The organism is Burkholderia sp. AU33423 (assembly GCF_002223135.1).
Taxonomy (GTDB): Bacteria; Pseudomonadota; Gammaproteobacteria; order Burkholderiales; family Burkholderiaceae; genus Burkholderia; species Burkholderia lata_D.
In genome coordinates, this window is the sequence record NZ_NKFH01000004.1 from 790,006 (window position 1) to 807,923 (window position 17,918).

The following is a 17,918-nucleotide window of genomic DNA, read 5'->3' on the forward strand; positions in this document are numbered from 1 at the left end:
TCCTTGGTGATCCTGTTCGCCCGGCCCGGCCGGCGCGAGGTTCCGACGCCTGCCTCATGCTCCATCTCTTCTATTCGAACCGTCACGAAACGCTGGCCGATGCGCTGCTCGAGGATCTGGCCGCGTTCCCGGCCCGCAATGGCCCGTGGGCGTCGCAACAGGTCATCGTGCCGAGCGCGGCGCTGCGCCGCCGTCTCGAGCTCGACATCGCCGCGCGCAACGGCGTGTGCGCGAACGTCGAGTTCACGTATCTCGCCCAATGGCTGTGGGCGCAGATCGGCCGCGTGCTGGCGGTCCCAGCGCGTTCGCCGTTCGCACCCGATCGCCTCGTGTGGCGCTGCTACCGGCTGTTTGCACAGGCGAACGACGGTGCGCCGTGGCTCGCGTCGCCGCGGCTGGCCGCGTATCTGTCCGCGTCCGACGATGCGATGCGCTACGAGCTGGCGCACCGCGTCGCGGCCGTGCTCGATCATTACCTGACTTATCGTCCCGAATGGCTGGCCGCATGGCAGGCTGGCGAGTCCGTGCTCGCGGGCGACGGCGCGCCGCGCGGGATCAGCGACGCCGCGCGCGACGACGAACGCTGGCAGGCCGCGCTGTGGCGCGCGCTGCTCGCGGAGCTGAGCGACAGCGGCACGCCGCCGGCGCACCGTTTCCTCGTCGAGGCGCGCCATCTCGATCCCGACGCCATCGCGCGCGCGGACTGGCCGGAATCGGTCAGCGTGTTCGCGCTGCCGACGATGCCGCCGCTGCACGTCGCCTTGCTGCGCGAGCTGTCGCGCTGGATCGATGTGCGCGTCTATGCGCTGAACCCGTGCCGCGAATTCTGGTTCGACATCGTGACCGCCGCGCATGCCGAGGCGCTCGATGCGGCCGGGCGGCTCGATTACCAGGAAGTCGGCCATCCGCTGCTCGCCGAATGGGGCCGGCAGACCCAGGCGCAGCTGCACATGCTGCACGAGCTGACTGAAAGCGCCGCGTCGGGCGACGCGTCGCGTTTCGTCGAGAATCCCGCGCCGACGTGGCTCGCGCGCGTGCAGAACGCGATCCTCGAACTGCAGCCGGAGGCCGAAATCGGCGATACGCCGGCCGAGCGCGGGATCGAAGTGCACGTGTGCCACAGCCTCGCGCGCCAGCTCGAGGTGCTGCACGACCGGCTGCTCGCGTGGTTCGACGCCGACGCGAGCCTGCAACCGTCCGACGTGCTCGTCGCGGTGGCCGATCTCGCGGCGGCCGGGCCGCTGATCGACGCCGTGTTCGGCACGGCCGGCGCCGGCGGCTCGCGTGTGCCTTACCGGATCACCGGCCTGCCGCCGTCGCAGGCGAACCCGGTCGCGCGCGTGCTGCTCGACTGGCTCGCGTTGCCGGAGCGGCAGGTCGGCGCACCCGAACTGGTCGAATGGCTGCGCGTCGACGCGGTGGCGGCGCGCTACGGTATCGATGCGGCCGCGCTCGAGACGGTGCAGACCTGGCTCGCGGCCGCCGGCGCGCGGCGCGGGCTGTCGCCGCTCGCGAGCGACGACGCGGCCGTGCCGTCGCCGCGCCATACGTTCTCCGATGCGCTCGCGCGGCTCTTTCTCGGTTATGCGATGCCGGAAGGCGCGGCGCCGGTCGGCGCGTGGCTGCCGATCGAGGCGGCCACCGGCAGCGAGGCCGAACTGCTCGGCCGGCTCGCACGCTTCACCGACGATCTCGACGGCTTCGCGCGGCGGCTGGCCGAATCGCATACGCCGCAAGGCTGGAGCGAGCTGTTCGCCGACACGCTCGCGCGGTTCTTCGATTCGGGCGCCGCGTATGCGGACGCGCTCGCGGGCGTGCGCGACGCGCTCGACGCGATGCTGGCCGCGATGACGGAGGGCGCGCCCGACGAAGCGTTGCCGGCGGCCGTCGTCCGGGCGGGGCTGGCCGCCGCGCTCGACGATCCGGCGCGCGGCGGCGTGCCGTGGGGCGGCGTCACGTTCTCGTCGCTGACGAGCCTGCGCGGCCTGCCGTATCGCGTCGTCTGCCTGCTCGGGATGGACGATGGCGTGCTGCCGAGCCTCGCGCGTGCCGACGAATTCGACCTGATGGCCGTGTTGCCGAAGCTCGGCGACCGGCAGCGCCGCGACGACGAGCGCAACCTGTTTCTCGACCTGCTGCTCGCCGCGCGCGACCGGCTGATGATCGCGTACACCGGCCGCAGCATTCGCGACAACGCGCCGTTGCCGCCCGCGGCACTCGTCGACGAACTGCTCGACCATCTCGCGCTCGTCACGGCCGGGCCCGACGCGGCACCGGACGCGGTCGATGCCGCGCGGCGTGCATTCGTCGTCGAGCATCCGCTGCAACCGTTCGCGGCCGCCTATTTCCAGCCCGGCAGCGAACTCGTTTCCTTCGACGCCGAGCGTGCGACGCTCGCAACGTTGCTGGCCGCCGAGGCGTCGCGCGACGGGCCGCGCGAGCTGCCGTTCTTCGCGCAGCCGCTGCCGGCCGAACCGGTCGAGCCTGTCGCATTCAGCGAATTCGAACGCTTCTGGCGGCATCCCGCACGTGCGCTGCTGCGCGCGCGGCTCGGCATCGTGCTTGCCGACGCGCAGGCCGAACTGCTCGACACCGAGCCGTTCGCACTCGACTTCGCCGGTAGCGATGCGCTCGCCGAGCGCGTGCTGCCGCTGCTGATCGAGTCGGACGAGGGCGGCGTGCTCGATCACGCGCTGCGCATCGCGGACGCGAGCCCCGAACTGCCGGGCGGTGCGACCGGCGCCGTGTGGCGCGACCAGGCGCTCGGTTCGATGACGCAGCTTGCGTCGAACGTGCGCCGCGCGCTGGCCGACGGGATGGAGCGGCGGCCGTTCACGCTCACCATCGTGCCGGCCTGGCCGGACACCGAACAGGCGCTGTTCGGCGCCGATGACGCGCTGCTGTCGGGCGACGCAGTGAGCGCGCCGTTCGACCTGCACGGCACGCTGAACCGGCTCACGCCGGCCGGGCAGATCATCTATCGCTATGCACGGCCGAGTGCGCGCGACTACCTGTCCGCGTGGCTCGCGCATCTCGTCTACTGCGCGGTGGAGCCTGACGGCCCGCGCCGCACGCTGTGGTTCGGCAGCGGCGGTGCGTTCGAGCTGACGCCCGTCGCGGCGCCGCTCGAGCAGCTCGCGCCGCTGGCCGCGCTGTTTCGCGCGGGGCGGCGCATGCCGCTGCGGTTTTTCCCGCGCAGCGCGTGGGCGAGGGTGTCCGACGGCGAGGCGAAGGCCGCGAGCGTCTGGATCAACGAGCGGGTCGTGAGCGAAGCCGACGATCCCGCCATCGCGATCGCGTGGCGCGGCGCGCATGCATCGCTCGACGAGCCGTTCGGCACGCTCGCGCGGCTCGTGTTCGATCCGCTCGTCGCGCATCTGAAGGAGGTCGCATGAGCGCCGTGTCACAGCCGCAGCAGGCGCTCGAACTCGACGTGTTCGCGTGCCCGCTCGATGGTGTCAACCAGATCGAGGCATCGGCCGGTACCGGCAAGACCTGGAACATCTGCGCACTGTATGTGCGCCTGTTGCTGGAGAAGGATCTCGGTGCGGATGAAATCCTCGTCGTGACCTTCACGAAAGCGGCGACCGCCGAGCTGCACGAGCGGATTCGCGGTCGCCTCGCGCAGCTCGCGCATGCGCTCGACACCGGTGACGACGGCGGCGATCCGTTCATCGAGCGTCTACTCGAAACCACGCTCGGCGAAGACGGCGCGCTCGATCCCGAAACGGCCGCGAAGCGGATCCGGCGTGCGCTGCGCGCGTTCGACCAGGCCGCGATCCATACGATCCATGCGTTCTGTCAGCGCGCGTTGCAGGAAGCGCCGTTCGCGGCGGCGATGCCGTTCGCGTTCGACATGGAGGCCGACGACGCGTCGCTGCGCTTCGAGCTCGCCGCGGATTTCTGGCGCACGCGCGTCGAGCCGGCAGCCGCGCGCTGGCCGGGCTTCGCGACCTGGCTCGTCGAATCGGGCGCCGGCCCGGCCGCGCTCGATGCACAGCTCGCGCGCCGGCTGAAGAAGCCGCTTGCCGCGCTGCGCTGGGACGGCGTGACCGAGCCGGACGAATCGGCCGAGGCGGCGGCTGCCGAATGCTTCGCCGAGGCCGGGCGGATGTGGGCGGCCGAACGCGAAGCGATCGATGCGTTGCTGCGCACCGCGCAGCCCGCGCTCAACCAGCGCTCGCACAAACCCGAAGCGGTTGCCGATGCGCTGGCCGCATGGGCCGCGCATTTCGCGCAGGGCGACGCGACGGCTGCGCTGCCGAAGGCCGCGCTGAAGCTCACGCGCACCGCGCTCGTGAAGGCCACGAAAAAAGGCGGCGCGACGCCCGAACACGCGTTCTTCGACGTGGCCGATGCGCTCGAAGCGGCCGTGGCGGCGGCCGAGGCCGCGCAGCGCGCGCGCTGGCTCGCGCTGATCGCCGAATGGCTCGACATGGCGCCGGGTGAGTTGGCCGAGCGCAAACGCACGCGGCGCGTCGTCTCGTTCGACGATCTGCTCGCGAACCTGTACCACGCACTGCATGCGCATCCGTGGCTCGCCGAGACGCTGCGCGCGCGCTATCCGGCCGCGCTGATCGACGAGTTCCAGGATACCGACCCGCTGCAGTTCGCGATCTTCGACCGGATCTTCGCGCCGGGTGGCCCGCTGTTTCTGGTCGGCGATCCGAAGCAGGCGATCTACAGCTTCCGCGCGGCCGATCTGCATACCTATCTTGCCGCGCGCGCACGGGCGAGCGAGCGTTATACGCTCGCGGTCAACCAGCGGTCGACGCCCGCGATCGTCGATGCGTGCAACCGCTTCTTCATGTCGAATCCGCGCGCGTTCGTGCTCGACGGGCTCGACTACTACGCGGTGCGTGCCGGCACGCGCGCGCGCGCGCCGTTCGTCGACGCAACCGATCCGGGCCCGGCCGGCGACTTCCGGGTGTGGGCGTTGCCCGGTGGCGAAGGCACGTTGCTCAAGCGTGATGCGCAGGCACAGGCCGCGCAGGCCTGTGCCGCCGAGATCGCGCGGCTGATGCGCGGCGCGCGCGAAGGGCGCGTGCGGCTCGGCGAGACACCGCTGTCGCCGGGCAACATCGCTGTGCTGGTGCAGACGCACCGGCAGGGCAGTCTCGTGAAGCGCGTGCTGTCGACGTGGGGCATCGGCAGCGTCGAACTGGCGCAGGCTTCGGTGTTCTCGACTAATGACGCCGAGCAGCTCGAACGCGTGCTGGCGGCGATCGATGCACCGGGCGACCTGCGGCGCTTGCGCGCGGCGCTCGCATCCGACTGGTTCGGCCTCGATGCCGGTGCGCTGTGGCGGATGGAGCAGGGCGACGGCGATGCGCAACGGGAAGCATCGGCGGCGGACAGCGCCGACGCGATGAGCTGGGTCGAGCGCTTTTCGCGGTATCGGCTGTTGTGGCGCGAGCGCGGCTTCGCGGTGATGTGGCGCACGTTCACGCGGGAGCTGCGGATTGCCGAGCGACTGATGGCCGGCGCGGACGGCGAACGCCGCGTGACCGACATCAATCATCTGGCCGAACTGACGCAGGCGCGCGCGTCCGCGCAGCCGGGCATCGCGCCGACGCTGCGCTGGCTCGCCGCGCAACGGCTCGACGGCGGCGGCGAGGAAGCGCAGCTGCGGCTCGAATCCGATCGCAACCTCGTGCAGATCGTCACCGTGCACAAGTCGAAAGGCCTCGAATACGCGATCGTGTTCTGTCCGTTCCTGAACGACGGCGGGTTGCGCGAGCCGCCCGCGTCCGCGTTGCCCGATGCGCGCGAGTATCACGACGATGCGGGCGACGCCGTGCTGCATTACGGCTGCGACGACGAGGCAGCCGAGCATGCGGCGCGGCAGGCGCTGCGCGAGCAGGCGGCGGAACGCGCGCGGCTCGTCTACGTGGCGCTCACGCGCGCGGTCTATCGCTGCTATGTTGTCGCCGGGCCGTACCTGTCGTCGCGCTCGACGCGAGAATCACGGCGTAGCGTGCTCAACTGGCTCGTCGCGGGCGCAGGCCAGTCGTTCGATGCATGGCTCGACGAGCCGCCCGACGAAGCCGCGCTCGATGCGGCGTGGCAGGCGCTCGCGGGGGGCCCCGTGAGCGTCGCGCCGCTGCCGGCGCCCGTGCGCCCCGAGCGTCTCGCGGCCGGGCACGACGCGTCGCAGACGCTCGCGGCGCGCCATGCGACACGTGTGCTGCACGATGCGTGGCGGATGGCCAGCTTCAGTTCGCTGACCGCGTCGATGGCGCGCGAGGAGGTGGGTGTCGCGGCCGTGCCCGACGACGAGCTGCGGCCCGATCACGATGCGCTTGCCGCGGTGGTGCCGGACGGCGAGTGGCTATTGGCCGATATGGTCGCGCCCGAGCCACCGGACGACGATATCCTCGTGTTCCCGCGCGGCGCGGCGGCCGGCGAGTGCCTGCACCGCCTGTTCGAACTCAGCCGCTTCACCGAGCCCGAGTCGTGGCCCAGGGCCGCGCTCGGCGCGCTGCACGACCGGCCGGTCGAGGCCGTGCCCGAGCTGGCCGCGCGCCTGCCGGCAATGATGGTGCAGCTGGTCGACGATGTCGTGCGCACCGAGCTCGTGCCGGGCATGCGGCTCGCCGATCTCGATCCCGCGAAGCGGCTCGACGAAATGGGTTTCCTGTTCCCGGCGCCCGCGCTCGACCTGATGGCGCTGCGCCGCCTGCTGGTCGCGCACGGCTACCCGGACGTTGCACTGGAGGCGGGCTTGCTCGCCGGTTTCATCAAGGGTTTCATCGACATGATCGTCGAACACGACGGCCGCTTCTGGATCGTCGACTGGAAGTCGAACCATCTCGGCACGACGCCGGACGCCTATGGCCCGCGCGCGCTCGACGTCGCGATGGCCGATCACGCGTATCACCTGCAGGCGCTGCTCTATACGGTCGCACTGCACCGCTACCTGCGCGGGCGGCTGCCCGACTATGACTACGACACGCATGTCGCGGGCTACCTGTACCTGTTCGTGCGTGGTGTACGGCCCGGCTGGCGCAGCGACGGCAAACCGGCCGGCGTGCATGCGCGGCGGCCCGAGCGCGCGCTCGTCGACGCACTCGACCGGATGATGGACGGGGGCCGCGCATGAACGCGCACGACGACACGCTCGAATTTACCGGCGGCCTCGTCGCGCGCCTGCCCGAACCCGCCGATTTCGGTATCGCACTCGCGGAAGGTTTCGCGCGTCGCATCGGCGACCTTTCCCGCCGTGCCGGCGCACCGGCCGCGGCCGCGCGGTGGGCGGCGCGTGCCGCGTTCGCGACGAGTCGTGCGACCGCGGGCGGCCACGTGTGCGTCGCGCTCGGCGCGCTCGCGCAGCGCTACGAAGCACCGCTCGACGAAGTCCGCTCGGCGCTTGCCGCGAGCGGCGTGGTCGCGTTCGGCACGCTCGCACGCGGCGACGAGCGGCCGCTGATCGTCGACCGCCACGACCACCTGTACCTGTCGCGCTATTTCGACTACGAACGGCGGCTTGCCGATGCGCTCGTCGCGCAGGCCGGCGTGGCCGCGCCGGACGACGGTCTCGCGCCCGACCGGTTGCGCGACAGCCTCGCGCGTTACTTCGGGCCGGCAACCGGCGAAGTCGACTGGCAGCGCGTCGCGGCGATCGTCGCGCTGACGGGCCGCGTGACGATCGTCAGCGGCGGCCCGGGCACGGGCAAGACGACGACCGTCGTCGGCGTGCTGGCCTGTCTGCTCGACGCGCATCCGGGGCTGCGCGTCGCGCTGGCCGCGCCGACCGGCAAGGCCGCGCAGCGGATGCAGGAAGCGCTGCACGCACGGGCCGGCGACCTGCCGCCCGAACTCGCGGCGCGCCTGCCGGAGACGTCGTTCACGCTGCACCGGTTGCTGGGCGGCGGCGGGGCGGCCGGCTTCCGGCATCATCGCGACAATCCGCTGCCGTACGACCTGATCGTCGTCGACGAGGCGTCGATGATCGACGTCGCGCTCGCCGCGCATCTGCTCGATGCGCTCGCGCCGGGTGCGCGGCTCGTGCTGCTCGGTGACAAGGACCAACTGGCCGCGGTCGAGGCGGGCGCCGTGTTCGCAGAGTTGAGCGCGCGGCCGGCGTTTACCGCCGCGGCGCGCACGCGCATCGCGCAGGCGCTCGGCATCGACGAGGCGGCATTCGTTGCGGCGCTGCCGGTGCAGGATGAAGCCGCGACCGCAGCGATTCCGGCTGCAGATCCGGTTTCCGCCGCGGTCCGGCCGCCGGCGCCTGCCGCGGCCGCTACGCGCAAACCGGCGTCGCGACGGAAAGTCGATGAGCGACAGGCATCGCTCTTCGACGACGAACCGCAGGATCACGAAGTTTCGACGACCAGCGTCGCGCCGCCGCCGGCCGCAGGTCCGGTGCTGACCGAAACCGGTGAGCCTGGTGAGGCTGGCGCGACAGGCGACGCCCCTGCGTGGATCGAGGTCGACGAACTTGCGTGGCTCGACGCCGTCGAGCTGCCGCCGTTCGACGCGGGAGACGCGGCGCTTGCGTCGATCACTTCGATATTGCCGGACGAAACGGCCGCCGCGCCAGCCACGCCCGCACCCGCACCGCTCGCCGACTGCGTGGTCTGGCTCGAACGCAATTACCGCTTCGGTCTCGATTCGCCGATCGGGCGGCTGTCGCTCGCGATCCGCAGCGGCGACGTGCAGGCCGCGCTCGACGCGCTGCCCGCCGACGATTCGGCTGCCGCATCATTCCACGACGATGCGGGCGAGTCGCTCGCGTCGTCGACGGTCGAGCGGCTCGCGCGGCGCTTCGGTGCTTACCTCGACGCGTTGTGCGACACGCTGGCCGCGCCGGTGCCCGATCCGCTGCCGCTGTTCGACGCGCTCAACCGGTTCCGGATCCTGTGCGCAACTCGCAGCGGCTTGCGCGGTGCGGAGCACGTCAATGCGCTCGTGGCCGCGCACGTGCGCCACGCGGCGCGGGTGCCGCTGGCGGTCGGCGCGCACTGGTTCACGGGGCGGCCGATCATGGTGACGCGCAACGACTATGCGCTCGGGCTGTTCAACGGCGATATCGGCATTGCGCTGCCCGACGCGCACGGTGTGCTGCGCGTGTGGTTCAGGCGTGCGGACGGCACCGCGCGCGCGGTATCGCCGGCCGCGCTGCCGCCGCACGAAACCGCGTTCGCGCTGACGGTCCACAAATCGCAGGGCTCGGAATTCGACGAAGCCGCGCTCGTGCTGCCGGCGTCGTTCGGCCGCGTGCTCACGCGTGAACTCGTCTATACGGCCGTCACGCGTGCCCGCACACGTGTGCAGGTGATCGGGCCGCGGCGCGTGCTGGCGCAGGCGGTCGCGACGCGTACGCAACGCGATTCGGGGCTCGCGGCACGCGTCGACGAGGCGCTGGCACGGCGCCGCGGGGAGGCTTCGCGATGATGATCCGCTATACGCTCGATCCGGCCGAAGTCGAATGGACGGCCGTGCGCGCGCAGGGCGCGGGCGGCCAGAACGTGAACAAGGTATCGAGCGCGATCCACCTGCGCTTCGATATCCGCGCGTCGTCGTTGCCGCCCGTCATCAAGGAGCGGCTCCTCGCCCTGTCCGACCAGCGCATCACGCGCGACGGCATCGTCGTGATCAAGTCGCAGGAATATCGCACCCAGGAAAAGAACCGCGAAGCCGCGCTGGCGCGACTCGATGCGTTGATCAGCGGCGTGGCATTCACGCCGCGTGCGCGGGTCGCCACGCGGCCGACGCGTGCGTCGAAGGAGCGGCGGCTCGAGCACAAGTCGCGCCGCAGCGTGGTGAAGTCGGGGAGAGGGAAGGTGATCGACTGACGAATCGATGAGGGGTGAACGACTGGCGCGCGCGTCGTTTGCCCACCGTCGTGCCGGCTAGCGCATCACGGTCCCGGCGCTGTCGAGCACGAAGTCGACGCAGAACACGACCAGCCGGCTCTGCGCGCGGATCGCGACGGCGGCTGTGTAGCAGTCGCGGCCTTCCGTCAACGAGAAGTGCGGGCCCATCAGCGCGACGCGTCCGGGCGCGGCGATCGCGCGCTGGAAATACGGGCGCCGCGACCAGTTGCTGTGGGTTTCCGGGAAGAGTGGCGAGAGGCGGGTGAAGCCCGCCTGGCCGTCGTCGGCGCGCGCGCCGATCGACGGCAGGAACTGCTCGCCGGTTTCGTCGGTGACGAACACGCGGCGCGCGGCCGGCACCGCGAACACGCGCTGCGCGGCGTCCTGCAGGTTGCCGCTTGCGGAAAACGCCGCCGCGCCGGACAGCACGAGCCGCTCGATCGCGTCGAAGCCCGGCTGCTCGGCGACGACCGGCGCATGCCGGCGCGCGATGAAGCGCTGCCACGCGGCGTCGAGCATCGCGGGTGCTGCCGCGCTGGCATGTGCGATCGATGCATCGGGCTGGCCGAACTGAAAACCCTGCACGAAATCGATATCGGCTTCCATCAGCGCCTGCAGCGAGTCGTCGCTCTCGACCCCCTCGGCGAGCACCATCGCGCCGGCCTGATGCAGCATCGACACGAGGTGATGCATGATGCGGCGATCGTCGGCCGAACCGGTCGAGCGTACGACAAGCGAGCGATCGAGCTTGACGATATCGGGTCGCGCGCGCCACACGCGGTCGAAGTTCGAGAATCCCGTGCCGAAGTCGTCGATCGCGATCAGGAAGTCGCGATGCTGGATCATGTCGATCGTGCGGGCGAGCGCGGCTTCGTCGCGTGCCGGCTGTTCGATGACTTCCAGCACGATGCGGTTCGGCGGCAGCGAGAAATGCCGGCAAAGCGCCTCGACGAATTCGCGCTGCACGAGGCCCGAGTCGAGCACGCGCGGCGTGACGTTCAGGAACAGCCAGCCGTCGCCGATGCCCTGCGCGACGAAGTTGGCCGTATGCAGGCAGCGCGCGAGCCGGTCGAGCAGCAGCGCGTCGGCGTCGGCGCGCGTCTTGTCGAACAGCGCGGTGGGCGAGATCAGTGCGCCGTTCGAATCGACGACGCGCAGCAGCGCTTCGTAACCGACGACCCGCTTGTGCGTGATCGACAGCACGGGCTGGAACACGCTGCGCAACGTCGTGGTGCGATAGGTGGCGACCCAGCCGCCGGGCGTCGGCGTGAGGCTTTCGAGCAGGGAGTCGAGCGAGAGGTCGCGGGCGGGCTTCATGTCACCGGTGCCCGGGAGTGCGCGGCGGAACGGCAGCGCGCCGCCACGCTGAAGCAGTCGTACGCGCCGGCGGACGCGAAAGGACGTGGGACATCGAGACCGCCTTCTGCGGGTAAGTGTTCGGAGTGTAACGGGAACGCGGCCGCTCGCGTATCAGGGAAACTCCAGACGCACGCGGGAATGCAACTGCGGCCGGCGCCGCTCGCATGCGCGCCGCGCATGACCGCCGCGTAGCGTCGGGCGTCGCCGCCGCACATGACAATCCGGTGGCATGGCATGGCATGGCATGGCATGCGAGGCGGGAAATCCTGGCGGCCGGCAAAAGGCGAGCGAAGGTCGCCGTCAGAGGAATGCCGGTCGCGCTGCCGCACCCTCCGCGGCGCGGCGATGAACGGTCGGCGTCCGGTCGTCAGGCATCACGGCCGGAACGATGGCGGCGCGTGCACCTGAATGAATCGTCAGGTCGCTTCGCCGCTGCGCGGCCGGATCCCGGGAATCCGCTTGATCACGCCGGTCGCGAGCGCGGTGCCGACGAGCACGATCGCGCAGCCTTCGATCATCACGGCCGACACGTGTTCGCCGAGGAACAGCGCGCCCCACAGCAGGCCGAACACGGGGATCACGAACGTCACGGTAATCGCTCGCGCCGGGCCGATGTGCGCGATCAGGTGGAAGAAGATGAAATACGCGATGCCCGTGCAGGCGACGCCCAGGGCGAGCACCGAGCCCCACGCGTGCGCGCTGACCGGCGCGGCCGGCCAGGTGGCGATCGCGAACGGCAGCAGCAGGAGGGTCGAGCCGATCATGCTGCCGGTCGCGTTGACGAGCGGATCGACGCCGGTCAACTTGCGTTTCGTGTAGTTGGCCGCGATGCCGTACAGCAGCGTCGCACCGAGCGCCGCGACGGCGGCGAGGGCGGTCGCGGCGGCGCCCGTTTCGCCGTGCGCATTCGCGATCTGGTTCCACACGAGCGTGAGCACGCCGGCGAAACCGATCACGAGGCCGAGCGCGCGCGGCAGCGACAGCTTGTCCTTCAGCCACAGGTAGGCCACGAGCGCGCCCCAGAGCGGCGTCGTCGCGTTGATCACCGACGTCAGGCCGGCCGACAACGTCAGTTCGGCGAACGCGAACAGGCAGAACGGAATGCCCGAGTTCAGTGCGCCGACGACGAACAACGGCCACGCATGACGGCGCAGCCGGGCGCCGAGATCGGCGGGTTTGAAGCGCGTCAGCGCGAAGCCGGCGAGAAACAGCGCGCCGATGCCCACCCGCAACGCCATCAGCGGCGCGACGCCGAAATCGACCACGCCGACTCGGATGAACAGGAAGGACGCGCCCCACAGGGCGGCGAGCACGGTCAGCAGGAAAGCGTTCTTGGGTGACATCGATCGGCGAGGGCGGGGACGGGATGCGGGGAATCTTACACCGCGTTACCGCCCCGTCGTTTCATGATCGGATGAAACGACAAGAAACGGCAATTTCGCCGGTTTGCCGCTGGGCGGCGGACGCCCCGCCACGCGCGGCGCGGCCGATCAGATCAGTGATGGCGCCAGCCGCCGCGTCCGCCGAAGCCGAAATTGAGCGACAGCGCCGGGCCCCAATAACCGCCCCATGCGGGCGCATAGGCCGGCGCCGGATAGTAGTAGGCGGGGGCCGGATCGACATATACGGGCGCGGGCTGTACCGGCACCGGCGCCGCCGTGTAATAGCCGCCCGGATAGTACCCGTATGGGTAATAGCAGCCGGCAAGCGTCGTGCAGGCAAGTGCCGCGGCGACGAAGGTCCTGTTCATGATGTGTCTCCGGCGGAGCCGGCTATCGGCAGATGCCTGAAGCTTAGGCCGAGTACCGATGACACGGTATGAGAAACGGTAACCGATCATTTCCGGGTGGAGCGGCCGCGCCTGTTGCGGCGCGACAGACGAAAACGGCGCTTCCGCACCGCGGAAACGCCGTTGAACCGCGCGGCCTGCGGCGGGGCGACGACGCCCCGCCGGCCGATGTCGGACTGCTTACTTGCCGACCTGGTTACCGATGATGCCGCCAGCCGCCGCGCCGCCCAGCGTCGACAGCGCGTTACCGCCGATCGCCGCGCCGGCGACGCCGCCGACACCCGCACCGATTGCCGTATCACGCTGGCGTCGCGACATCGAATCGCAGGCCGACAGGCTGGCTACTGTCGCGACGAGGAGCGCGTATACCCCAAAACGCCGAATCGAATTCATGATCGTTGTCCTTGTGGTAGTGAACGGAAGGCGCACGACCGGCTGGCGGCCGCGCATGTCCCCAATCTACGCGCCGTCCCGCGCTGCTGCTGTAAGGACTTGTTAAGGCTCGCGCGGTTTCGTAATCAATTGTTTCGCATGGGCCGGCAGGCACGCCGCATGCGCAAAAAAGCCCGCTCGAAAGCGGGCTTCGTGCCTGGCGAGGCGATCCGGCGGGGAGCGCCGGAGCGCGTATTCGCTTACTGACGGTGATAGATTTCGGCGCCGGTCTTGACGAACTCGACCGCCTTCACTTCCATCCCCTTTTTCAGCGCTTCGGTTTCCGACACACCCTGCTGCGCCGCGAACTCGCGCACGTCCTGCGTGATCTTCATCGAGCAGAAGTGCGGGCCGCACATCGAGCAGAAGTGCGCGACCTTGGCGGAATCCTTCGGCAGTGTTTCGTCATGGAATTCGCGCGCCTTGTCCGGATCGAGGCCGATGTTGAACTGGTCTTCCCAGCGGAACTCGAAGCGCGCCTTCGACAGTGCGTTGTCGCGCACCTGCGCGCCCGGGTGGCCCTTCGCGAGATCGGCGGCGTGCGCGGCGAGCTTGTACGTGATGATGCCTTCCTTCACGTCGTCCTTGTTCGGCAGGCCCAGGTGCTCCTTCGGCGTCACGTAGCAGAGCATCGCGGTGCCGAACCAGCCGATCATCGCGGCGCCGATGCCGGACGTGATGTGGTCGTAGCCCGGTGCGATGTCGGTGGTCAGCGGCCCGAGCGTGTAGAACGGCGCTTCCTTGCACCAGTCGAGCTGGAGATCCATGTTCTCCTTGATCAGCTGCATCGGCACGTGGCCGGGGCCTTCGATCATCACCTGCACGTCGTGCTTCCACGCGATCTGCGTGAGCTCGCCGAGCGTCTTCAGCTCGCCGAGCTGCGCTTCGTCGTTCGCGTCGTAGATCGAGCCGGGGCGCAGGCCGTCGCCGAGCGAGAAGCTCACGTCGTACGCCTTCATGATCTCGCAGATCTCTTCGAAGTGTTCGTACAGGAAGCTTTCCTTGTGGTGCGCGAGGCACCACTTCGCCATGATCGAGCCGCCGCGCGACACGATGCCGGTCATCCGGTTCGCGGTGAGCGGCACGTACTGCAGGCGCACGCCCGCATGGATCGTGAAGTAGTCGACGCCTTGCTCGGCCTGTTCGATCAGCGTGTCGCGGAAGATTTCCCAGGTGAGATCCTCGGCCTTGCCGTTGACCTTTTCCAGCGCCTGGTAGATCGGCACCGTGCCGATCGGCACCGGGCTGTTGCGGATGATCCACTCGCGCGTTTCGTGGATGTGCTTGCCGGTCGACAGGTCCATCACCGTGTCGCCGCCCCAGCGGATCGCCCACGTCATCTTGTCGACTTCCTCGCCGATCGACGACGTGACGGCCGAGTTGCCGATGTTCGCGTTGATCTTCACGAGGAAGTTGCGGCCGATGATCATCGGCTCGGATTCCGGGTGGTTGATGTTCGCGGGGATGATCGCGCGGCCGCACGCCACTTCCGAGCGCACGAATTCCGGCGTGATCTCGGCCGGCGCGTTCGCGCCGAAGGCTGCTGCGCCGAACGCCTGGCCCGGGTGCTGGCGGCCCATCATCGCGGCGAGCTTCGCGCCGTTCGGGCCGCTCGCTTTCAGGCTCTCGAGGTACTCGGCGCGGCGCTGGTTCTCGCGGATCGCGATGTATTCCATTTCCGGCGTGATGATGCCCTGACGCGCGTAGTGCATCTGCGTGACGTTCTTGCCGGCCTGGGCGCGGCGCGGGTTGCGGTGCAGGCCCGGGAACCGCAGGTCGGCGGTGGCCGGGTCGGCCGCGCGCTCGAGGCCGTACTGGCTCGACAGGCCGTCGAGCACTTCAGTGTCGCCGCGCGCCTCGATCCAGCCCTGGCGCAGCGGGGCCAGGCCCGCACGGATGTCGATCTTCGCGTCCGGATCGGTGTAGGGGCCCGACGTGTCGTACACGTAGATCGGCGGATTCTTTTCGCCGCCGAAGCCGGTCGGCGTGTCGGCCTGCGTGATTTCACGCATCGGCACGCGGATGTCGGGCTGGGAGCCGGTGACATAAACCTTGCGGGAATTCGGCAGCGGGGCGACGGCCGCGGCGTCGACATGAGCGTCGGCGGACAGAAACTTCGGATTGGCGTTCATGCAATCTCCTGTGTGAGCGCCGGACAGGCGCTTCGGCGCTTGCCCGGAGCCCTTGACGTATGTGGGGCTCGAGCTAAGCAGGAGACGAGGCTTGGTGAGGCGGCGGATTTCGTCAGAAGGATGGCGGCGAAATCCGTACGCTTCCCTGCGCTGGCATTATCCAGATCAGGTTCAAAGGGTATTTCTCACCCGCAATGCCGGTTGTTTGACCGGGCGCATTGCAGGACCCCCGCGTTAGCAGCGCACACGATACACTGGCTTGGCGGCGGTTTCAACCGGGAGAGGATCGGCTGCCCCGGTGCGGCCGCAGCATGGCGGGCGGTGCGATGGCCCGTCGAAATGGCAGCGCGCGTCGCCGCCGCATGGCCTCCCGGCTTGGCCGGCCACGGCAAAGCGGTGCAGCATGACGCGCTTTCGCGCAACCTCAAAAAAAATTTTCGCAGCGGCTGTCATTTCCCGCGACGTCGTCCGTCTATTCGGCTCCTTAAACCCATGTTGTTTTGGAGAGATGTCATGAAAAAAGTACTGATTGCCGCTTGCGTCGCCGCATTCGCCACGATCGCCACGGGCGCGTATGCGCAGAACGACGCGACTTCGCAGCCGGGTTCGTCGATGTCGAAGGATGCGATGGGCCACGACGCGATGGCCAAGGATGCAATGGGCCACGACGCGATGAAGAAGGACGGCATGAAGAAGCATGCAATGAAGAAAGGCGCGATGAAGAAGGACGAGATGTCGCACGACGAGATGGGCAAGCCGTCGGGCGACAAGATGGCGCCGTCGAACTGACGGAAGCGGACGCGGCGCGGCCGGCGCGTGCGTCGCACGGCGGCCGCGCGCATCTCGTCCCGTCCCGTTGACTCATACCGGGAGTCTTCATCATGCAAACCGTTCCCGCCACCGGGCGCGCGGTCGCCACGCCGCCCGCGCGCCCCATCCATCCGCTGTGGGTGCGCGCGAGCCACTGGCTCAACGCGCTCGCGGCGATCCTGATGGTGCTGTCCGGCTGGCGCATCTACGACGCGTCGCCGATCTATCCGCCGTTCACGTTCCCGCACGGGATCACGATCGGCGGCTGGCTCGGCGGCGCGCTGCAATGGCATTTCGCGGCGATGTGGCTGCTCGTCTTCAACGGGCTGTTCTACCTGACGATGTCGATCGCGACGGGGCGCCTCGCGCGCAAGATGCTGCCCGTCACGCCGGCGTCGATCTGGCGCGACGTCCGTGCCGCGCTGGGCGGGCGGCTGTCGCACGCCGACCTGAGCGTCTACAACGCGGTGCAGCGTGCCGCCTACCTGACCGCGATCGTCGATCTCGTCGTGCTGGTGCTGTCGGGGCTCACGATCTGGAAATCCGTGCAATTCCCGCTGCTGCGCGAACTGTTCGGCGGCTACGACAACGCGCGTGTCGTGCACTTCTGGGCGATGTCGCTGCTCGTCGCATTCATTGTCGTTCATGTCGCGATGGCGCTGCTGGTGCCTCGCTCGCTGCTCGCGATGCTGCGCGGGCGCTGACCCGTCAACTTCGGGTGAAGGAAATCATCATGTCGGAATCCGAATACAAGCGCGACGGTTCGCGCTGGACGCTCGACCGGAAGTCGCTCGAACTCGACGTGCGCCGCGAGCTCGAGATGCCGTCGCGGCGTCTGTTCAACCGGCGCGTGCTGACGCTCGGCGGCCTGACGATGCTGACCGGCTGCACGCTGAAGGACGACGCGTCGGTCAACACGTTCCTCGAGACGGTGTCGCGCATGAACGACCGCGTGCAGGCCTGGCTGTTCAGCGGCGAGCGGCTCGCGCCGACCTACACCGAAGCCGACATCACGCGACCGTTCCCGTTCAACGCGTACTACGGGATCGACGAGGTGCCGCACGTCGACGCGTCGACGTATCGGCTCGTGCTGTCCGGCCGCGTGACGGGCAAGCGCGTGTGGACGCTCGACGAACTGTATGCGTTGCCGCACGAGGAACAGATCACGCGGCATATCTGCGTGGAAGGGTGGAGCGCGATCGGCCGCTGGGGCGGTACGCCGTTCGGCGCGTTTCTCGCTCGCGCCGGCGCCGATACGCGGGCGAAGTACGTCGGCTTCAAGTGCGCGGACGATTACTACGAGAGCATCGACATGCCGACCGCGCTGCATCCGCAGACGCTGCTCGCGTTCGACTACGACGGCCATCGGTTGCCGCCGGAATTCGGCTTCCCGATGAAGCTGCGGATGCCGACCAAGCTCGGCTACAAGAATCCGAAGCACATCATGGAGATCTTCGTGACCGATACGTTTCCGGGCGGCTACTGGGTCGACCAGGGGTACAACTGGTTCGGCGGATCGTGAGCGGTGCGCGGCATGCGGTCGCGGCGCATGCGCGGGCCGCGATGCGTCGGGCA

General features: G+C 69.4%; 12 protein-coding genes and 1 riboswitch. Of the genes, 7 read left to right on the plus strand and 5 right to left on the minus strand.

Annotated elements, in window-relative coordinates; all coding sequences use genetic code 11:
• Positions 1–56 precede the first annotated feature (56 nt).
• The 4 genes from recC to arfB are packed head-to-tail and all read left to right on the plus strand — an operon-like array spanning position 57 to position 9,800.
• Positions 57–3,395 (plus strand): exodeoxyribonuclease V subunit gamma, encoded by a 3,339-nt coding sequence (gene recC / locus CFB50_RS06370; protein ID WP_089445278.1) that lies wholly within the window; start codon positions 57–59, stop codon positions 3,393–3,395.
• Complete coding sequence (gene recB, locus CFB50_RS06375; protein ID WP_089445279.1) at positions 3,392–7,102, plus strand: exodeoxyribonuclease V subunit beta; 3,711 nt, start codon at positions 3,392–3,394, stop codon at positions 7,100–7,102. The genes recC and recB overlap by 4 nt, the downstream gene beginning before the upstream one ends.
• A complete protein-coding gene (locus CFB50_RS06380) occupies positions 7,099–9,399 on the plus strand; it encodes an AAA family ATPase (RefSeq protein WP_089445280.1) in 2,301 nt (766 codons plus the stop codon). The genes recB and CFB50_RS06380 overlap by 4 nt, the downstream gene beginning before the upstream one ends.
• Positions 9,396–9,800 carry an alternative ribosome rescue aminoacyl-tRNA hydrolase ArfB gene (gene arfB, locus CFB50_RS06385; protein WP_039352282.1) on the plus strand — a complete coding sequence of 135 codons (405 nt, stop codon included), beginning with the start codon at positions 9,396–9,398 and terminating at the stop codon, positions 9,798–9,800. The genes CFB50_RS06380 and arfB overlap by 4 nt, the downstream gene beginning before the upstream one ends.
• A 57-nt stretch (positions 9,801–9,857) precedes the next feature.
• Here the strand turns inward: arfB and CFB50_RS06390 are convergent, their stop codons facing one another.
• From CFB50_RS06390 to thiC, 5 genes are all read right to left on the minus strand, one after another.
• A complete protein-coding gene (locus tag CFB50_RS06390; protein WP_069247573.1) occupies positions 9,858–11,138 on the minus strand; it encodes a sensor domain-containing phosphodiesterase in 1,281 nt (426 codons plus the stop codon).
• A 458-nt stretch (positions 11,139–11,596) separates the two neighbouring features.
• Positions 11,597–12,523: a DMT family transporter gene (locus CFB50_RS06395; protein WP_089445281.1), complete on the minus strand. Its 927-nt coding sequence runs from the start codon at positions 12,521–12,523 to the stop codon at positions 11,597–11,599.
• Between the two features lie 152 nt (positions 12,524–12,675).
• The gene (locus tag CFB50_RS06400) at positions 12,676–12,930 is read right to left on the minus strand and encodes a hypothetical protein (RefSeq protein ID WP_006497666.1); all 255 of its coding nucleotides are present in this window, start codon (positions 12,928–12,930) and stop codon (positions 12,676–12,678) included.
• Between the two features lie 219 nt (positions 12,931–13,149).
• Positions 13,150–13,362, minus strand: a complete 213-nt coding sequence (locus tag CFB50_RS06405) for a glycine zipper 2TM domain-containing protein (RefSeq protein ID WP_069247576.1) — start codon at positions 13,360–13,362, stop codon at positions 13,150–13,152.
• Positions 13,363–13,601: 239 nt separating this feature from the next.
• Positions 13,602–15,533 carry a phosphomethylpyrimidine synthase ThiC gene (gene thiC, locus CFB50_RS06410; RefSeq protein ID WP_069247577.1) on the minus strand — a complete coding sequence of 644 codons (1,932 nt, stop codon included), beginning with the start codon at positions 15,531–15,533 and terminating at the stop codon, positions 13,602–13,604.
• A 124-nt stretch (positions 15,534–15,657) separates the two neighbouring features.
• A riboswitch (TPP riboswitch) is annotated at positions 15,658–15,774 on the minus strand.
• A 272-nt stretch (positions 15,775–16,046) separates the two neighbouring features.
• Between thiC and CFB50_RS06415 the strand changes: the two genes are divergently transcribed.
• The 3 genes from CFB50_RS06415 (at position 16,047) to CFB50_RS06425 (ending at position 17,865) form a co-directional block, all read left to right on the plus strand.
• Complete coding sequence (locus tag CFB50_RS06415) at positions 16,047–16,322, plus strand: pentapeptide MXKDX repeat protein (protein WP_089445282.1); 276 nt, start codon at positions 16,047–16,049, stop codon at positions 16,320–16,322.
• 92 nt (positions 16,323–16,414) lie between these two features.
• Complete coding sequence (locus CFB50_RS06420) at positions 16,415–17,047, plus strand: cytochrome b/b6 domain-containing protein (RefSeq protein ID WP_089445283.1); 633 nt, start codon at positions 16,415–16,417, stop codon at positions 17,045–17,047.
• A gap of 29 nt (positions 17,048–17,076) precedes the next feature.
• On the plus strand, positions 17,077–17,865 hold the full coding sequence (locus CFB50_RS06425) for a molybdopterin-dependent oxidoreductase (protein ID WP_089445284.1): 789 nt from the start codon (positions 17,077–17,079) through the stop codon (positions 17,863–17,865).
• Positions 17,866–17,918 lie beyond the last annotated feature (53 nt).